The organism is Pseudanabaena minima str. Chao 2107 (assembly GCF_051131155.1).
In the GTDB taxonomy this organism is placed as follows: domain Bacteria; phylum Cyanobacteriota; class Cyanobacteriia; order Pseudanabaenales; family Pseudanabaenaceae; genus Pseudanabaena; species Pseudanabaena minima.
Map to the genome: position 1 here is coordinate 3,616,076 of NZ_CP159508.1, position 18,433 is coordinate 3,634,508.

Sequence of the window (18,433 nt, forward strand, 5' to 3'; positions counted from 1 at the left end):
TAATCAATCATCAAGACTAGAAACCCATGACAACGAGCAAAAACTTCAACAAAATTTATCTCAAAGGGGTCAGAGCCTATGGGTATGTGGGTTATCTTCCCGAAGAGAATGTATTAGGACAATGGTTTGAGGTGGATGCAACCCTCTGGGTCGATTTTGAGCAATCTACTCAGAGCGATGAAATTGAAGATACGGTTAACTATATTTCCTGTATTCGCAAGATTGAAAATTTAATTCAGACCCAGAAATTTAAACTGATTGAGAGATTGGTCGGTGCGATCGCTGACAGCCTTCTTGAAGATTCTAAAATTGCACAGGTCGAGGTGAAGGTAATCAAGCATCCGCCAATTCCCAACTTCTTAGGCTCAGTCGCTGTAGAAATTGTGCGATCGCGTTCTCATTCCCCAACAACAAGCGCCGCTAAGACCACTCAAGCAAAGCTAGAATCAACCATTCAAACCGAATCTAGTCCTGACACTAAACCCGTAAGCCCAAAATCTAAAACTGAAGATGTAGGAACATCAAAAATTATTAGTATCCATACTGATGGTGCTTGTTCCAAAAATCCAGGTCCGGGCGGTTGGGGTGTAGTTGTTCACTTCTCTGATGGTAGTACCAAAGAGCTTGGTGGTGGGCAGCGCGAAACTACTAATAATCAAATGGAACTGCAAGGTGCGATCGCTGCTTTAGAATTTCTCGCTACTCACAAACAGTCTACTCCTGTCGATCTCTATACCGATAGTAAATATGTGCTAGATGGAATTACTAAATGGATTAAAGGCTGGAAGAAGAACGGTTGGAAAACCAAGGACAATAAGCCTGTCAAAAACCAAGAATTTTGGCAACAACTCGATCCTCTCAATACATCAAATATTCGATGGCATTGGGTAGAGGGACATTCTGGCGATCCTGATAATGAGAGATGCGATGCGATCGCCCGCAGCTATACTGCTAAGTTTGCTTAAATAAATAGACTCGCAATGCGAGTCTATTTATGAACAATGTGTTTATTACAGTTAAACAGCAATGGCTAGAGATTTATTCCATGATGCAGTAAAAAATGCACTAATCAAAGATGGTTGGCGGATTACTGATGATCCATTTTCCTTAAAAGTAGGAGATTCTGAACTTTATATTGACCTTGGCGCAGAAAGGCTCATCGCCGCCGAGCGCAACAATGAAAAAATTGCCGTAGAAATTAAAAGCTTTATTGGCAACTCATCTCTCAGTGACTTTCATTTAGCAGTCGGACAATTTATTAACTATAGAATAGGTTTAAAAGCCGCATATCCAGACCGTAAACTATTTTTAGCAATTCCCAATAATGCCTATGAAACATTCTTCAAGAAAGAATTTCCACGCATGGTGATCCAAGAATGCCAGCTTGATATCTTAGTTTATGATGTAAAGAATGAGGTAATTGTCCAATGGAAAATCTAGAAAAAAGAAACAACTACCGCAACATTATTAAACAATTTCTTCGCCAATATGCCTCTTATAAACCTTCACATGGCGAGATCGAAATGCAAACCCTATTTGATACTGAACAGGATCGCTATCAAGTACTGGCAATTGGCTGGGATCAAGAAAAACGTATCTATGGTTGCTCAATGCATCTCGACATTAAAGCAGGAAAAATCTGGATTCAAGCTAACAATACAGAAATAGATATTGCGGAGGCTTTAGTTTCTCAAGGAGTACCCAAAGCAGATATCGTGATTGGCTTACAACCTTCTTATCTAAGGCAATATACGGGATATGCGATCGCCTAAATACCTAATAAAACTAGACTTGCATTGCGAGCCTAGTTTTATACATGGAGATCGGGTGGTGCAAAATCAAAGGGTAGTTCGTTGTTAATCGCTTGAATTTGTTTTGCCTCGTAAGTATTTACCTCGCTGATATAAGGAACCAGAATTTGCTTGAGCCGATCGCGGTAAAAGCGATGCAAACTGTAATTTGGTGTGGCAGGAAATCCGCGCCGCTTTTTATGCTGACCACCAGCCCCTGGGTCAAAGCGTTTAATTCCTTGCGCGATCGCCCATTCGATCGGCTTGTAATAGCAAGCATTAAAGTGCAAACAATCAATCTCTTGCACACAACCCCAATAACGACCGAATAATTGATCGTCTTTGCGAATGCAGAAAGACATCCCGACAGGTTTGGGATAATCTTCGATCTCACCTGCTACAAATACAAGGCGATCTCGAAAACTATGGGCGAGATTTTCAAAAAACTTGCGATTTAAATATTTGCTGCCACCCCAGAATTTATTGCAATGATCGTTATATAACTCATACATATAGCCATAGAAATAATGCGGAATCTCCTCACCCGTATAGACGCGCATTGTAATCCCTGTGCTTTCGACCGACTTACGCTCTCGCTTAATATTGCGGCGCTGATTTGCATTGAAATTTTTGAGATAATCATCAAAATCCGTGAACTCTTGATTTTCCCAAACGTAACTATGGTGCATCCAAGTTGTGAAACCTCTCGACTCTAGCTCATGCTTCCAACTCGGATCGACATATAAAAAGTTGCAGCCCGACATTTGATGTTTTTCGCAAAGGCGATCAATCTCCACAAGCATTAAGTCATAGATTTTTGATAATTCGTTGGGATTATCGCTCAAATCAGGATGCACCAAGAAGCGATAACCCACCGCAGGTGTAAAGGGAGCCATCCCTAATAATTTCGGATAATACTCAATCCCCAACCGATAAGACAAATCCGCCCATTGATGGTCAAATACAAACTCACCCTGACTATGCCCCTTCAAATACAAAGGTGCAGCTGCCACTAATACGTCACCCTGCCATACCAATAAATGACTAGGTAGCCATCCCTGCTGTGCGATCGCACAGCCTGAAGCCTCTAGATTCGAGAGCCATTCCCATTCAAAAAAAGGAGTCACCAAAGGTTTAGCGAGAATATTCCATGCCTCAGCCTTGACCTTATTAACCGTATCCACCCAAGTCGTCGTATAACGGGAAGCTTGTTGCAGCATAGTGAAAGTCTTGGCTGTATTTTAAGTAAGTTGCTTAGTATACATAGCTTAACAAATGTAAACCCTAAAGTCAGAACGATGGCTCAGTAATCTTCTTGACTTTTTGCTTTTAGAAATCAAGAAACTTGTGAATTTATGTAAACAAATGGTGTCGTGTAACACCACCTGCGTTAATGTATATACATGGCACAAGAGACAGAGCAACTCAATCCAAACGCAAACCTAGTTTAAATGTTGAAAGTAATTTTTCAATGTTAAGGAGGAGCTAATAGAAAGAGTTAAAAGTCAAAAGTCGGATTGACGCTTTGTTGCTCCCCACGATTCTTTCGATCTTTACGGGGCAGTGCTTATTCCAAAGATCGGTGTAGTTTTGATAACTTCGATAGCCTGTATTGTTATTGGGGTCTCTTAAATTTCTATTCAATGTTTACTTAGGTTTTGACCTAGCATGATGAAGAAATGAGACAAACTTATGTAGTTGAAAAGATAAGGGCTACAACGTACAGTTAATCAATATCCACACGTTACAGTAAACCTCTAGTAGAAACCTTAATTGAATTATTTAAAGACATGAGTCTAGCAGCCTTCTGCTAGACTCATTCAGTTTTGGGAGATCAAAAACAAAGGCGATCGCTTCGCACCTACCTTTGCTTTTAATGATCCCTTTTTCGGTAAAATAAACAACAATTCATTTTTTTCACAATCCTAACTCAGGGGTAAACGAGCATTGCGTAAGATCGTTATCGCTGGCAACTGGAAAATGTATAAAACCCAGTCTGAAGCCAAAACATTTTTCTCGGAATTTCCCGCCCATCTCAAAGCTACCGCTCCCCAAGCGGCGATCTCCGATCAGCAAATCCTTATTTGCGTACCATATACAAATCTGGCGATTCTACAAACAGTCGTGCCAGCGATCAGTCAAGCAAACCTGAGTATTGGCGCTCAAAATGTCCATTGGTCAACAAATGGTGCATTTACAGGTGAAATTTCTGCACCGATGCTAGTTGAGCTTGGCATCAAATATGTAATTATCGGACATAGTGAGCGTCGTCAGTTCTTTGGCGAGACCGATGAAACTGTGAACAAGCGATTAAAAGCAGCGCAGGAGCACGGACTAACTCCCATTCTCTGTGTTGGCGAAAGCAAGCAACAACGCGATGCAAACGAGACAGAGTCTTGGATCTTCTCGCAACTAGCTGCCGACTTGGTTGATGTTGACCAAAACAATCTAATTATTGCCTACGAACCAATTTGGGCGATCGGTACTGGAGACACCTGTGCCTCTAGCGAAGCCAATCGTGTGATTGGACTAATTCGTGGTAAGCTAGAAAACCCTAACGTCACAATTCAGTATGGTGGTTCTGTCAAAGCTGATAATATTGACGAAATCATGGCGCAACCTGAAATTGATGGTGTGCTAGTTGGTGGAGCAAGTCTTGACCCAGCAGGCTTTGCCCGAATTGTAAATTATCGCTAGCTTTGCTTACATTACTTTTTGTTTATATGCTGTCCCTAATGATTTCTTAATAAAGACAGCGATCGCCACAGCCGACATAACCGTAACAAAGCTCATCAAGCTATGACAATTGTTTTGACAATTGACTTTGTGAGATCTACTTTGTTATAATTATGTGCTGTTGATTAGAATACACAGCCGCAGATATACCAAATCATCACTTATGCCCACGATCCAACAGCTCATCCGCAGTGAGCGCCAAACCATAAACACCAAAACAAAATCTCCTGCCCTAAAAAGTTGTCCTCAACGCAGGGGAGTATGTACGCGCGTCTACACTACAACACCCAAAAAGCCCAACTCTGCACTTAGAAAAGTGGCACGGGTACGCTTGACTTCTGGATTTGAAGTCACCGCATACATCCCTGGGATTGGGCATAACCTCCAAGAACACTCCGTTGTGATGATTAGAGGCGGTCGTGTAAAAGATTTGCCAGGTGTGCGTTATCACATTATCCGCGGCACTCTCGATACTTCTGGTGTAAAGGATCGTAAGCAAGGACGCTCTAAATATGGTGCTAAGCGACCCAAGCCCGGTCAAGCCCCAGCAGCAAGCACTGGCAAGAAGAAAAAGTAAGAATCATCTATAAAAAGGTTACTTAGTAGCCATTTAGTAAAATTAGCAATTCATTTTATAAGGTGAATTTAGTACCGCAATGTCCCGTAGAACGAAAGCTTCAAAGCGCATAACTCCTCCAGATTCGGTTTACAACAGCCGTCTTATTAGCATGCTAATCCGCCGTGTAATGTCACGGGGTAAGCATTCTGTAGCCTCGCACATTGTTTACAAAGCTCTTGACACCATAGGCGAACGTACAGGCAATCCACCATTAGAAGTGTTTGACCGTGCAATTCGTAACGCCACACCACTCGTAGAAGTTAAAGCTCGTCGTGTTGGTGGTGCTACTTATCAAGTCCCTATGGAAGTTCGCACTGATCGTGGTGTTGCCCTTGCCCTACGCTGGTTAGTCCAATATTCTCGCGGTCGTGCTGGACGTAGCATGATTACTAAACTAGCTAATGAGTTGATGGATGCCGCCAATGAAACTGGGCAAACCATCCGTAAGCGTGAAGAAACCCACAAAATGGCAGAAGCAAACAAAGCATTTGCCCACTATCGTTACTAACGTTATTAGACCTTAGCTTGCCTCGCTATACTATTCTTAATATAAATTCTCAATTCCTGACAAACACGAGGAAACTATTGTGGAACGCTCTATTGCCTTAGACAAGGTACGCAATATAGGTATTGCGGCGCATATTGACGCTGGTAAAACCACAACTACAGAGCGGATTCTGTTTTATTCTGGCGTTGTTCACAAAATAGGTGAAGTCCATGACGGAACCGCAACAACAGATTGGATGGCTCAAGAACGCGAACGTGGCATTACAATTACTGCTGCTGCGATCAGTACCAGTTGGAAAGACCACCGCATTAATATCATTGATACTCCTGGACACGTAGACTTCACCATTGAAGTAGAGCGTTCCATGCGTGTACTTGATGGTGTAGTTGCAGTTTTCTGTGCTGTAGGTGGTGTGCAACCTCAGTCTGAAACTGTATGGAGACAAGCAGATCGCTACAAAGTACCTCGCCTTGTATTCGTTAACAAAATGGATCGTATGGGTGCGAACTTTTTGCGCGTAAGAGAGCAGATTCGCGGTCGTTTTGGTTCTAATGCTGTTCCCATCCAATTACCAATTGGTAGTGAAGCAGAACTAGTTGGTATTATTGATCTCGTCAAAATGAAAGCCTACATCTATAAAGATGAAATAGGTAAAGATATTGACGAAGTAGATATTCCTGCTGATTTAACTGATCTTGCCAATGACTGGCGTGGTAAGCTTCTTGAGTCAGTGGCTGATTCTGATGATGTCCTGATGGAAAAATATCTTGAAGGTGAAGAACTTACCGAAGATGAAGTTAGAGACGGTCTGCGTAAAGGAACCTTAAGCGGCAAGATCGTTCCCATGACTTGTGGTTCTGCTTTCAAGAATAAAGGTGTACAGCTTTTACTAGATGCCGTTATCGATTATCTCCCTGCTCCTAGTGATGTCAAACCAGTTTCAGGTTTGCTACCTAACGGTGAAGAAGCTATTCGTGAAGCCAAGGATGATGCACCAATGTCAGCACTTGCCTTCAAGATTATGTCCGATCCCTATGGTCGTCTCACCTTTGTGCGAGTTTACTCTGGCATCTTGAAAAAAGGTTCTTATGCTCTGAACTCCAGCAAAAACAAGAAGGAACGTATTTCTCGCCTGATTGTATTGAAAGCCGACGATCGCCAAGAAGTTGACGAACTCAGAGCAGGTGATCTTGGTGCTGTATTGGGACTTAAAGATACCTTCACTGGCGACACCCTTTGTGATGATACCTCCCCAATTGTCTTAGAGACTCTGTTTATTCCTGAGCCTGTAATTTCCGTAGCTGTTGAGCCAAAAACGAAGCAGGATATGGAAAAATTATCCAAGGCTTTGCAATCTCTGTCTGAAGAAGATCCGACCTTCCGCGTGATGACTGATCCAGAGACTAATCAAACAATTATCTCTGGTATGGGTGAGCTTCACCTTGAAATTCTTGTTGATCGGATGAAGCGTGAGTTTAATGTTGAAGCGAACGTCGGTGCTCCTCAAGTCGCTTATCGCGAAACTATTCGCAGAACCGTTACTGATATTGAAGGTAAATTTGCCCGTCAGAGTGGTGGCAAGGGACAATATGGTCACGTCGTGATCAATTTGGAACCTACAGAACCAGGCACAGGGTTTGAGTTTGTATCGAAAATTGTTGGCGGTGTGATTCCTAAAGAATTCATCAAGCCTTCAGAGCAAGGTATGAAAGAAGCCTGTGAATCGGGAATTCTGGCAGGCTATCCTGTGATTGACCTCAGAGCTACCCTTGTACATGGTTCGTTCCATGATGTGGACTCTTCAGAAATGGCTTTTAAAATTGCTGGTTCAATGGCAATCAAGGAAGCTGTCATGAAGGCTCAGCCTGTTTTGCTTGAGCCGATGATGAAGGTGGAAGTAGAAACCCCTGAAGACTACATGGGTGATGTCATCGGTGACCTCAGCCGTCGTCGTGGCAACATTGCAGGTATGGACGATACTCCATCTGGCAAGAGAGTTGAGGCAAGGGTTCCCTTGTCTGAGATGTTTGGTTATTCTACTGACCTTCGCTCTTCAACTCAAGGCAGGGCAAGCTTCTCAATGGAATTTAGCCATTATGAAGAAGTACCAAAAAATGTGGCTGAAGCCATCATTGCTAAAAGCAAGGGTAAAGAGTAGTCCTTCAAAATACTCGACAAATACTCTATAAACTAGAGTAGCAATTACCAAAAATGCTCTATAAAACTAGAGCAACAATTACTAAAGTTAAGGATAATTACGAAAAAATGGCACGCGCTAAATTTGAGAGAACCAAGCCCCACGTTAACATCGGTACTATCGGTCACGTTGATCACGGTAAAACCACTTTAACTGCTGCAATCACCATGTCCTTGGCAGCCGCAGGTCAAGCAACAGCCAAAGCATACGATCAAATTGATGCTGCCCCTGAGGAAAAAGCTCGCGGTATTACGATCAACACCGCTCACGTTGAATATCAAACTGTAGAGCGTCACTATGCTCACGTTGACTGTCCTGGACACGCTGACTATGTTAAGAACATGATCACAGGTGCGGCTCAGATGGACGGCGCAATTTTGCTCGTATCTGCTGCTGATGGTCCTGAGCCTCAGACCCGCGAACACATCTTGCTTGCTCGTCAGGTTGGTGTACCTAACCTTGTTGTTTTCTTGAACAAAGAAGACCAAATGGAAGGTGAAGAAGAGCTAGTTGAACTTGTTGAACTAGAAGTTCGTGAGTTGTTGTCTTCCTACGATTTCGATGGTGACAATATTCCCATTACTCGTGGTTCGGCTTTGAAGGCAGTTGAAGCTATGACCGCTAACCCTAAAACTCAACGTGGTGAAAATCCTTGGGTTGACAAGATCTGGGCTTTGATGGACTCTGTTGACTCCTACATTCCTACACCTGAGCGTGCAGTTGATAAGCCTTTCTTGATGGCTGTTGAAGACGTATTCTCGATCACTGGTCGCGGTACTGTTGCGACTGGTCGGATTGAGCGTGGTACTGTCAAGGTTGGCGATGTCGTTGAATTAGTTGGTATTACCGATACTCGCTCAACCACCGTTACTGGTATCGAAATGTTCAAGAAGAGCTTGGACGAAGGTCTGGCTGGCGACAATGCAGGTCTCTTGCTTCGCGGTATTCAAAAGACTGACATTGAGCGTGGTATGGTTTTGGCTAAGCCTAAGTCGATCAACCCTCATACTCAATTTGAAGGTCAAGTTTATATTTTGACCGAGAAAGAAGGTGGTCGTAAGACTCCTTTCTTCCCTGGCTATCGTCCTCAGTTCTATGTACGTACAACTGACGTAACTGGAACTATTGTTACCTTCACTGCTGATGATGGTAGCGATGCTGAAATGGTGATGCCAGGCGATCGCATCAAAATGACCGTTGAGTTGATCAATCCCATCGCGATTGAAAATGAAATGCGTTTCGCGATCCGTGAAGGCGGTCGTACCGTTGGATCAGGTGTTGTAACCAAGATCTTGAAATAGTTCTTAGATTTTCAACAACAAAAAAGCCTCGCAAAGCGAGGCTTTTTTGTTGTTGAAATCAGGAAGGTGGAGTAGACTTGAGATATTTGTAGAGCCAGCCACAGCCACCTAAACAGGTACGCTTATCTTCTTCGGAAACGTTAATATTAGTTCTTAAATATTCCTGTAACCATTGGCAGCCTCGCATTAGCAGATTTTCGAGGTCGAGATTCCACATAATGATTTTGCGATCCTCGCCCGATGAAACTAAGATTTTGCCATTTGGACTAAAGCAAACACTTCGTACTGGTCCTTGATGCCCATTGAATGTTCGCAAAAGCGTCCCATCACCACTCCAAAACTGAATTGTAGAGTCTTCACTAGCTGATACAATTGACTTACCATCGGGACTAAAACAGACACTGGTGACTTCAGCGCTGTGCCCATTTAAGGTTTTAATTAATTGCCCTTCAATGCTCCAAAGCTTCACACTTTGATCCATGCTGCCACTGGCGATCATCTTACCGTTAGGGCTAAAGCAGACAGTATAAACTTCGGCGCTATGGCCGTCTAAAGTTCCGAGCAGAGTGCCATCCCAGCTCCAGAGATTAATTAGTTTGTCTTTGCTTGCTGATGCGAGCATACTGCCGTCAGGCGCAAAATCAATGCTGTATACTTCTGCTGTGTGACCTGTTAAGGTTTGCAGCCATTTGCCATCGGCACTCCATACTCTCACCGTACCATCAGCGCTACAAGAAGCAAAAACCTGACCATCGCAACGATAGACTACTTTATAGATTTCCGCACGATGGGCACTAATTGTATCAATTAAGGTTCCATCAGTTCTCCAGATTTTGATACTCGCGTCGGCTGCGGCGGTCAAGATGGTAGAACTGTCTGGACTGAAAGTGACACAGTTGACCTTATCATTATGCCCTTCCAAAACCGCTTCAAGTGTACCATTCGCATTCCACAGATTAACTGTTTTATCTTTACAGGTGGAAGCTAAAAATTTCGAGTTAGGGCTGACGGCAACAGAAAACACTTCATCTGAATGTCCCATCAAAGTTCTTAAAGGAGTACCACGAATTGCCCATAACTTTACGGTGGTATCTCGGCTGGCTGAGGCGAGAGTTTTGCCATCTGGACTAAAGGCAATACTGTGGACAACGTCACCATGTCCTTGAAATGTATATTGCAAACCCTGCTCTATGTCCCAAACGCGGATTGTACGGTCAAATCCGCTTGAAGCGATCGTGTGATTGTCATGACTAAAGGCGACACTCCATACTTTGTCAGAATGTCCATAAAAAGTTTTCAGCAAAATTCCATCTGATCCCCACATTTTGACTGTGCGATCGCGGCTTCCAGAAACAATTGCTAAACCATTAGGTGCATAGGCAACACTTTCTACAAAACTGTCATGCCCTCGTAAATGTCTAATTGGTACGCCAAGTGTGTTCCAGATGATGAGATTGCGATCAGCACTACCTGATACTAGGGATTTACTATTGGGATGAAAAGCTACACAGGTGACCCAACGATCGTGACCGCCGCGCAAAGTCCGAATCACAGTGCCATCATTTTTCCAGAGTCTTACGGTTGTATCTTCGCTTGCGGATGCGACCATTTCACCATCATGGCTGAAACATACATCTAAAACGGGACCTTCATGACCTCTGAGGGTAGCGATTGGTTGAGCAGCAAATTTTTCTGTAGATTCATCGCGTTTCCAAATCTTGACCATATTGTCGCGGCTACCTGACACTAATAGGTTACCGTTGGGACTAAAAGCAACGCTAGTTACCCAATTTGTATGACTGGTTAAGGTTTGGAGTAAAACTCCTGATGCGTCCCAAATTTTGATGGTGCGATCACTACTAGCTGAAGCAATAAATCGACCATCGCGAGAATAGCAAACTTTATTAACCCAAAATCCATGTCCTTCAAGACGATTATATTCATGGGTCCCATAGACAACTTGCTCTAGAGCGGTAATCGCCCGAATTTGAGTATTGGCGCGTAGATTTTCAAGGGTGCTTTCGTCAACTTGTGTTGTAAGGCGTTTAAGCTGGACTCCACCAATTACGCCTGCAATCATTGCTTCAATATGATTATTAGAGAGAAATAGTGCTTCTGAAGAAATGGTGTAAGCAACTATTTTCTCGTTGATTTCGCCCATCTCGGCAATTACGCGCTGACGACGTTCGGAATCTAGGCTTTTTTCGAGTTCTTGGCTCAGTTTTTCGAGACGATCAGCATCAGCAGCACGCGCTGCCATCATTTGTTCACGCTCATTAACTCTTTGTGAAGCCTCCAAAAAGTTGAGATCAATTCTAGATAATTCTGGCTGACCCTCCGCCCAAGCTAGAGCTTCAGCCAGCCGAGTTCCTCGCAATAAAGCTGACTCATCAGTTTCCTCAGAGCGTTGCCATGCTTGTAAAGCCTCAAGATAAGGACAGTTACGTAGTTCTGAAAAATGAACCTTTTGTTTAAGTTTGATCACGACGATGGAAACATCGTCGTCAGGTATATCCTGCTCAGAAAATTTATCAAGGGCAGCTTTTAAGCCCTGTAAAATTTCTATGGCTGAATATTGGGCTAAATTGATTATGGTTTGGCGTAATGGTGAGATGTTATTACCATTCGATCTGCCAAATTCATCACCCGATGGGTTGGTTGCTTCAAACAGTCCATCACTAAAAAAGATCGCAATATCCCCTTCATGCAGCAATCTCGAAGTGGCTTTGTAGGTAGCACTATCAAAGCGCCCCAGAGCGATCGCAGGGTTGACAACCTCCTCACAGGTATTAGTCTCAGCCCGATAAATTAATGGTCCCGGAATGCCAGCATTGCCCAGATGCAGTTCATAGTTAACCAGATCAAGTGCACCATAACAAAAGGCGATCGCATCATCAGTGCCGCTTTTGCAAAGTAATTGGTTCAAAGAATTCAACATGGAGGAAGGATTTTGGAGCCTGCCCTGCTGTCCATAGGCATCCAATTGTCCTTTAAATAAAGCAGCATGAATTGCCCCAGCAACTGACTTGCCTGAAGAGTCAGCGATCGCTACAGCTAATGTGCCTGATTGCTCTAAAAACTGATAATAATCGCCACCAAGATCTACGGCTGTCCATACTTCCGCAGCAATATCTAGCCCAGGGTAAGCAGGCAAGCTTTGTGGCAATAAGCTTCTTTGTAGTAATCTGCCACTTGATAGGTCATTGGAAGTTTCATTTAACTGCATACACTGATAGGCAGAGCGATCCTCAGGACAAGTATTCTTAGCACAGATATCAATTATTTGTATCAGTCAAACTATTTGTTCAAAATAGTTCCCAAAAATTCTGTGCTATTCACACAGAGAATCATACTCCCTAAGATAGGGTAACTTAATATAAATATGGCAATTCCCTGTAAAGTTAAGACATAAAGCTCATAAATTAAAGTTTATCGAAACTTACTTTTTTCTGTTTTATAGTCTTTAGCCTAAACAGTTACTCTAATCTAAAAGAGAATTCATACAGTGATTCGCACAACCTATCAACACAATATTTTTTACAATACTTCTAAAAAAGCATTGTAAAAAATATTAGTTTTTAGATTACCGCAAAGCGCTGTATTACATTTAGTCTAGTCACATTCAAGAGTTTCACGGGTCATTCTCCCTGTTACAGGGTTTTGTCCCTTAGCTGATAGACAGAGTTTTTGACGAATTGGTGGACGTAGATCCACATCTGTAAAGTCGGCTCCATCAATAATCACATTATTAAAGGAAGTTCCGTAAGCAAACGAGCCTTGAATTATGGCATTAGTTAAGTTTGCTTTGTCAAGACGTGCATTATCAAGCGTACTATAGCTGAGATTTGCCCCTGTCAGGTTTGACTCTTTCATATTGGCGGCGAAGAAGCTGACTCCTTGTGCGTCAGCATTAACAAATGATGTATTTCGCAGATCAGACTCGTTAAACTGATAACCTTGAAGCGATCGCCCCGAAAAGTCGGCTCCTTCAAGAAAGGCTTTCACATATACGTCTGCTAAAGCAGGCTGAGTACTAGCCAATATTAGAGTTAAGCATAGTAGCAGTGTATTTATGGCTTTAAAGAAGGCTTTAAAAGTAAAATTGCGTAACGTAAAAACTGTGGTTTTCATAATCTTTATGATAGCTGAGTCTTAATACCAATTCATAAAAGTGTAGTAACACTTTTATGAATTGAAACCCAAACCCAGTAAGGGTTTTAAAAGCATAAAATAGCTTAGCCATTTTGGTGCTTTGGGATAAGATTAAGTTTATGGTAAAAGAAGTAGGCGATCGCGGGGAGATGCTGGTAGCCCAGCTCCTACAATCTAATGGTTGGCAAATTTTAGAAACTCAGTGGCGATGTCGTTGGGGAGAGTTAGATTTGATTGCTTGCGATCGCCAATGGTTGCTATTTATTGAGGTCAAAACCCGCAGCGATCGTAATTGGGATGATGATGGTATTCTAGCGATTACCCCTAAAAAGCAAGCTAAAATCATTAAAGCTGCATCTACATTTTTAGTTGAACATCCACATCTAGCAGCACTTTCCTGTCGGTTCGACGTGGCTCTAGTCCGCCGTACTGCCTCAGAAGATTTTTGTTTACAGTCTTATATTGAACAAGCCTTTGTCGTCTAGCTATAACGTCAGTTCGACGAAAGCAGAAAATGAGAAGAATCGCTAAACTATTCTTCTCATTTTCTGCCATTTGCGGCGTGCAAAGCACGCCGCAAATGGCTATATCGAACTCATGTCGCTATACAACTTTTTCGGTTTTATAAAAGCTTATTTGGTTTTCTTCAATTGGAGTAGTAAATTGATCTCTTAGCCCCAGAGCGTCGATGTATTTGGGAATAGCTTGATCAATTGTGTAGTGTCGTTCTAGTAATTTTCGAGCATTCTTACCAAGTTTGTCTTGGAACTGAGGATTTGACGCAAGCCAGCAAATATAATCGGCTAATCCTTGGGCATCGCCATTCTCAAAGCAAGCTCCACAATTGCCCTCATCCACAATTTCTCGTAAATAATTATCCGTAGGACAGATTGCTGCCACAGGTTTTCCAGCAGCTAACATGCCATACATTTTTGATGGGGCAATCGTATCACCGACATTCGGCAAAATACTTACTAACGAGAGATCGCAAGCCGTTAATGAGTATGGTAGAACCTCACGATCTTGGTAAGGCAATTGCAGAGCGTTGGGCAGTTGTCCAGAAGCGATCGCCTGTTTAATCATGTGTGAGCCTACACCATTGCCAATAAATACAAATTTGATATCAATGTGACCAATCAGTAATTGAGCGCACTTGAGGATAGTTTTACTATCATGGCAACGTCCTAGATTGCCTGAATAAAGTACTACAAAACAATCTGTTAATCCATGTTGTTTGGCAAACCAATTTTCTGATTTGGCAAGTGGGGTAATAAATTTAGGGTCAGCCCAGCTATGAATAACATGAATTTTGTCTGCAAGATGCTTGTGCTTCTTAATCAATAGCTGCTTCATTGGTTCACTAAGAACGATCAATGATTCTGATCGATCCCAAACCTTGTGATTGACAAATTCCCAAAACTTGATAACCCAATGATTATGAGCAACTACTTGTAAGCGAACTGCCACTTCAGGATAAATGTCATAAATAATGCAGCTATAGGTATGACCAAAAACTTTATTGTAAAACCATCCAATTAGTCCTAAAAATGGCGGTGCAGAAGTTAATACAAGATGTGAGCCACGGATATCTTTGCTCAGAAATTTAATTACACAACGGGCTAAAAATAAGACGCTGCCAAAAATTTTGTTGCGAATTCGCTTAGACATCAGGTGGATAGAGCCAGTACGTCGCACAAATACCCCATTATCAAGCTCCTCATGTTTGACATCTGTTTGGTTAAACGCATATCCTGGCATCCCCGTAAACACGCTTACCTCAAATCCTTCGTGAGCCAAAGCCCCCGCTAAGTCATATACAAATTGACCAGTTGCCGCATAGTCTGGTGGATAAAATTGAGTAATGATACTAATGCTAGTTTTTACGTGTTTCTTTTCCGCCATTATGTTACTCGTTAGTTGTTCTTAGTCTGCACCTGCTACAACTAGCTACGTATCAGGTCTTTGGGGCGCTTTTATGGGACAAGGCGATCGCCCGCTTCAATTAAAGCGCTACGAATGCCAACCTCAGTCATGGAGTGTCCTGCATCAGGCACAACTATAAACTCAGCTTCAGAAAAAGCCTGATGCAGTTCCCAAGCTGTAAACATTGGGCAGACCACATCATAACGACCTTGGACGATAGTTGTGGGAATATGTCGAATGCGATCAATATTTTCTAGAAGTTGCATTTCTGATATAAAAAAGCCTCTGTTCATAAAATAGTGGCATTCGAGTCTTGCAAATGCATCAGCGAAATCCTCTGTGCCAAAGCGAGCTATGAGTTCTAGGTCTGGGACGAGCTTGCTAGTACTGGCTTCCCAAACTGACCAAGCACGGGCTGCTTGCGATCGCACATGATGATCATCACTAGTGAGGCGGCGATAGTAAGCAGCGATCATATCGTGACGTTCATCGATGGGAATTAGCTCAACGTATTGTTCCCAAGCTTCAGGGAAAAAATAACCTGCCCCCTCTTGATAAAACCACTCTAATTCTTTGCGCCGCAGCATAAAAATGCCCCTCAAAATCAATGCTTGACAATATTCAGGATGGGTTTCACTATAGGCAAGGGCGAGGGTACTGCCCCAACTGCCCCCAGAGATAACCCAGCAATCAATGTTGAGATATTTACGCAAAGTTTCAATATCTTCGACTAAATGCCATGTGTTGTTCTCGGTGAGTTCGGCATGGGGAATGCTTTTGCCACAGCCACGTTGATCAAATTGGACAATTCGCCATAGGTCAGGATTAAAATATTGACGATAAAGTGGTTGACTGCCTCCTCCAGGACCACCATGCAAAATTACCACTGGCTTACCTTCAGGATTCCCCGATTCTTCAAAATAAATAGTATGTAAGTTGGAAACTTTGAGCATTCCTTGTCTATATGGCTCGATCGCTGGATATAGTTCACGCATAAAGTGATTTTTAAAGAATTTATTGCCTAATTAATTTATCGAAGTGACTAATATAGCAACTTAAAGCTCAAAAAAAGAAAGAGCGCTGTGCGCTCTTTCTTTTTTATTTATAGGTGACTTTCAGTTTGTAACATCCGTTTATAGGCAAACCACCCCGAAGCGATCGCCACGACAAAGAATCCAATCAAAAATCGAATATGTAGCACCATATCTGGACTGGTGAGCGTTTTACTATTAGTGGAGAGAGCTGTAAATGCTTCGCTCATATGATAGACAGGATTAAATTGAGTAATCAAGAGTAAATCTTTGGATAAAAATGTGGTCGGGAAAAAGGCTCCGCCTAAAATTAATAGTGGCACGCCCACCCCTGCAACCAAAGAATTGACATCTTCGACTTTACGCGCAAATTTTGTAGCTAGGACAAACCCCATTCCCACGTAGGAGCCAATACTTGCCAAAATTACGAAAATCCCCAAAGCGATCGAGCCACTAAAACGTACTTCCCAAAATGCTGCAATCGTATAAATAATTAAGGTTTGTCCAATACCGATCGCTGCATAAGCGAAGAAAATACCAAGAAAGTATGAAATTCCATTAATTGGCGAAATTAATAAACGCTTAATCGTGAGGCTTTCGCGTTCGGAGACAATCGTGGACATCGTGCCGCCCAGACAACTAAAAAACAGGGCTGAACCGATTAAGGTTGCAGGAGCTGCTAGCTTAAAGGACTCAGCCGTCGTGATTTTTGAACCTTCTGCTAAGACAAACCCGTTCAGTAACAGCATTGAAATGGGAAAGATCACCCACAAGAGCAAAGTACGATATGTGCGAAATAGTTCTAATAAAATACGTCGCCCGATCGCGATCGCTTCATATCCATAGTTCATGTGAAATTTTTAGTGATTGAGTGGCTTGCTATGGTAATTATAAGTAGAGGCGGACAGAAGCAATGTTCTCTCGCTATCAGGATGTTGCAATTTAATTGAAAAATAAATTTTTCAGTGGTGCGGCTTCGTCGTGACACCAAAAAATCGGCTCCCTTTACTGTCTGTTACTGCGCGTCCCTGTGATTAATTGCAGACCTGTTGTGTAAGTCCAATCAGAAGATAAGACCCCACTGTGTTAAATGGCAAAAATTTTTTTAGTAGATATCTAAAGCGCATTGTCATCATTGCTGTTGCGATTTATCTTGCCTTTCGATTACAACAAACTTTGCAATTATTGCTAACTAGTATGTTTTTAGCAGGAGCAATTACCCCAATCGTTGAGCAGATATCCAGTTTTCGCATTAGGGTTAATCGCTGGAAAATTGGTTTAAATCGTGTATGGGCTGTGGTGATTCTCTACTTATTTTTGTTGATAGCGATCATTCTGGCGATCGCTCCAGCACCGCAGATTATTTTGGAACTGGGACAATTTTTTATTAAGTTGCCAAATTTGTTGGAGCAAATTCAATTGCCTAAGGGGGGAATATTCAATTTTAGCCAAGATGAACTCAGGCGCATTTTACAAACACAGCCATTGATCGATCAAGCCCAAAATTTTGGTAAAGACATAGTTGGTCAAACCTTTGTATTTACCTTACAAATTTTCAATGCGATCGGGGTAGGTATTTTAAGTATGTTGATTGCTGCTTATATGGTGATCAATTCCGATAATCTTGTGAGTAGGTGCTTGCGTCCTTTTTCTAAGGAAATTCGCCAACAGGTTGAAATTCTTATACCTCCAATTACTAGATGTCTGGGAGCCTATGTGGTGGGACGAGTTGGCACATCTAGTTTGCTAGGTTTCTGTACATATTTAACGCTCTCTATTTTTGGAATCCCCTATGCAGGAGCCTTAGGGCTATTAGTGGCGATCGCCAATTTAATTCCTTATATCGGGGGGCTAGTGGCGCTAGTCGCAATTTTTATCGCAGCATGGGGTGTTGAATTTAACAGAGGTGCGATCGCTCTATTTCTTTGCTTTGCCCTCCAACAGATCGAGGCCTTTATCCTTCAGCCTTGGTTAGTTGCTCCCTATTTGAATCTAGATCCCTTTGAGCTTTTGCTTTCGATTATTGTTGGTGCAGAACTTTTTGGTGTAGTTGGTGCGATCGTTGCACCACCGATTGCAGGTACTAGCAGAATTCTGTTCAATCATTTTTTTGCTAGTTCCAGTAACGAAGATTTAGAAACTGACACTAAAGAATAAAGGGACGCAAAGCGTCCCT

General features: G+C 42.4%; 16 protein-coding genes. 10 read left to right on the top strand and 6 right to left on the bottom strand.

Annotated elements, in window-relative coordinates:
- Positions 1-26: 26 nt before the first annotated feature.
- From rnhA to ABM313_RS16570, 3 genes are all read left to right on the top strand, one after another.
- Positions 27-965, top strand: a complete 939-nt coding sequence (gene rnhA, locus ABM313_RS16560; RefSeq protein WP_434684273.1) for a ribonuclease HI — start codon at positions 27-29, stop codon at positions 963-965.
- Between the two features lie 61 nt (positions 966-1,026).
- Positions 1,027-1,440 carry an element excision factor XisH family protein gene (locus tag ABM313_RS16565; RefSeq protein WP_434684274.1) on the top strand — a complete coding sequence of 138 codons (414 nt, stop codon included), beginning with the start codon at positions 1,027-1,029 and terminating at the stop codon, positions 1,438-1,440.
- Positions 1,428-1,772, top strand: a complete 345-nt coding sequence (locus ABM313_RS16570) for a XisI protein (protein ID WP_434684275.1) — start codon at positions 1,428-1,430, stop codon at positions 1,770-1,772. Before ABM313_RS16565 ends, ABM313_RS16570 begins: the two co-directional genes overlap by 13 nt.
- Positions 1,773-1,810: 38 nt before the next feature.
- Here ABM313_RS16570 and ABM313_RS16575 read toward each other — a convergent pair whose 3' ends face one another.
- A complete protein-coding gene (locus ABM313_RS16575; protein WP_434684276.1) occupies positions 1,811-3,010 on the bottom strand; it encodes a GNAT family N-acetyltransferase in 1,200 nt (399 codons plus the stop codon).
- A 727-nt stretch (positions 3,011-3,737) separates the two neighbouring features.
- Between ABM313_RS16575 and tpiA the strand changes: the two genes are divergently transcribed.
- From tpiA to tuf, 5 genes are all read left to right on the top strand, one after another.
- Positions 3,738-4,487 (top strand): triose-phosphate isomerase, encoded by a 750-nt coding sequence (tpiA, locus tag ABM313_RS16580; RefSeq protein WP_434684277.1) that lies wholly within the window; start codon positions 3,738-3,740, stop codon positions 4,485-4,487.
- A 202-nt stretch (positions 4,488-4,689) separates the two neighbouring features.
- Positions 4,690-5,103, top strand: a complete 414-nt coding sequence (gene rpsL, locus ABM313_RS16585) for a 30S ribosomal protein S12 (protein WP_126384375.1) — start codon at positions 4,690-4,692, stop codon at positions 5,101-5,103.
- Positions 5,104-5,182: 79 nt separating this feature from the next.
- On the top strand, positions 5,183-5,653 hold the full coding sequence (gene rpsG / locus ABM313_RS16590; RefSeq protein ID WP_281005785.1) for a 30S ribosomal protein S7: 471 nt from the start codon (positions 5,183-5,185) through the stop codon (positions 5,651-5,653).
- Between the two features lie 79 nt (positions 5,654-5,732).
- Positions 5,733-7,811: an elongation factor G gene (fusA, locus tag ABM313_RS16595; RefSeq protein WP_434684278.1), complete on the top strand. Its 2,079-nt coding sequence runs from the start codon at positions 5,733-5,735 to the stop codon at positions 7,809-7,811.
- A 107-nt stretch (positions 7,812-7,918) separates the two neighbouring features.
- Positions 7,919-9,151, top strand: coding sequence for an elongation factor Tu (tuf, locus tag ABM313_RS16600; protein ID WP_434688502.1), 1,233 nt, complete (start codon positions 7,919-7,921; stop codon positions 9,149-9,151).
- A 58-nt stretch (positions 9,152-9,209) separates the two neighbouring features.
- Here tuf and ABM313_RS16605 read toward each other — a convergent pair whose 3' ends face one another.
- Positions 9,210-12,377, bottom strand: coding sequence for a SpoIIE family protein phosphatase (locus ABM313_RS16605; protein WP_434684279.1), 3,168 nt, complete (start codon positions 12,375-12,377; stop codon positions 9,210-9,212).
- A gap of 386 nt (positions 12,378-12,763) precedes the next feature.
- Positions 12,764-13,282: a pentapeptide repeat-containing protein gene (locus ABM313_RS16610; protein ID WP_434684280.1), complete on the bottom strand. Its 519-nt coding sequence runs from the start codon at positions 13,280-13,282 to the stop codon at positions 12,764-12,766.
- A 140-nt stretch (positions 13,283-13,422) separates the two neighbouring features.
- Here ABM313_RS16610 and ABM313_RS16615 point away from each other — a divergent pair, with 140 nt between their 5' ends.
- Positions 13,423-13,788: a YraN family protein gene (locus ABM313_RS16615; RefSeq protein ID WP_434684281.1), complete on the top strand. Its 366-nt coding sequence runs from the start codon at positions 13,423-13,425 to the stop codon at positions 13,786-13,788.
- A gap of 118 nt (positions 13,789-13,906) precedes the next feature.
- On the opposite strand, the gene ABM313_RS16620 is transcribed toward ABM313_RS16615, so the two are convergent.
- From ABM313_RS16620 to ABM313_RS16630, 3 genes are all read right to left on the bottom strand, one after another.
- Positions 13,907-15,205: a glycosyltransferase family 4 protein gene (locus ABM313_RS16620; protein WP_434684282.1), complete on the bottom strand. Its 1,299-nt coding sequence runs from the start codon at positions 15,203-15,205 to the stop codon at positions 13,907-13,909.
- A 71-nt stretch (positions 15,206-15,276) separates the two neighbouring features.
- On the bottom strand, positions 15,277-16,221 hold the full coding sequence (gene pip / locus ABM313_RS16625) for a prolyl aminopeptidase (protein ID WP_434684283.1): 945 nt from the start codon (positions 16,219-16,221) through the stop codon (positions 15,277-15,279).
- A 107-nt stretch (positions 16,222-16,328) separates the two neighbouring features.
- Positions 16,329-17,108 (bottom strand): ABC transporter permease, encoded by a 780-nt coding sequence (locus ABM313_RS16630; protein WP_434684284.1) that lies wholly within the window; start codon positions 17,106-17,108, stop codon positions 16,329-16,331.
- A gap of 232 nt (positions 17,109-17,340) precedes the next feature.
- Here ABM313_RS16630 and ABM313_RS16635 point away from each other — a divergent pair, with 232 nt between their 5' ends.
- Entirely contained in the window at positions 17,341-18,414 is a 1,074-nt protein-coding gene (locus ABM313_RS16635) for an AI-2E family transporter (RefSeq protein WP_434684285.1), read from the top strand.
- Positions 18,415-18,433 lie beyond the last annotated feature (19 nt).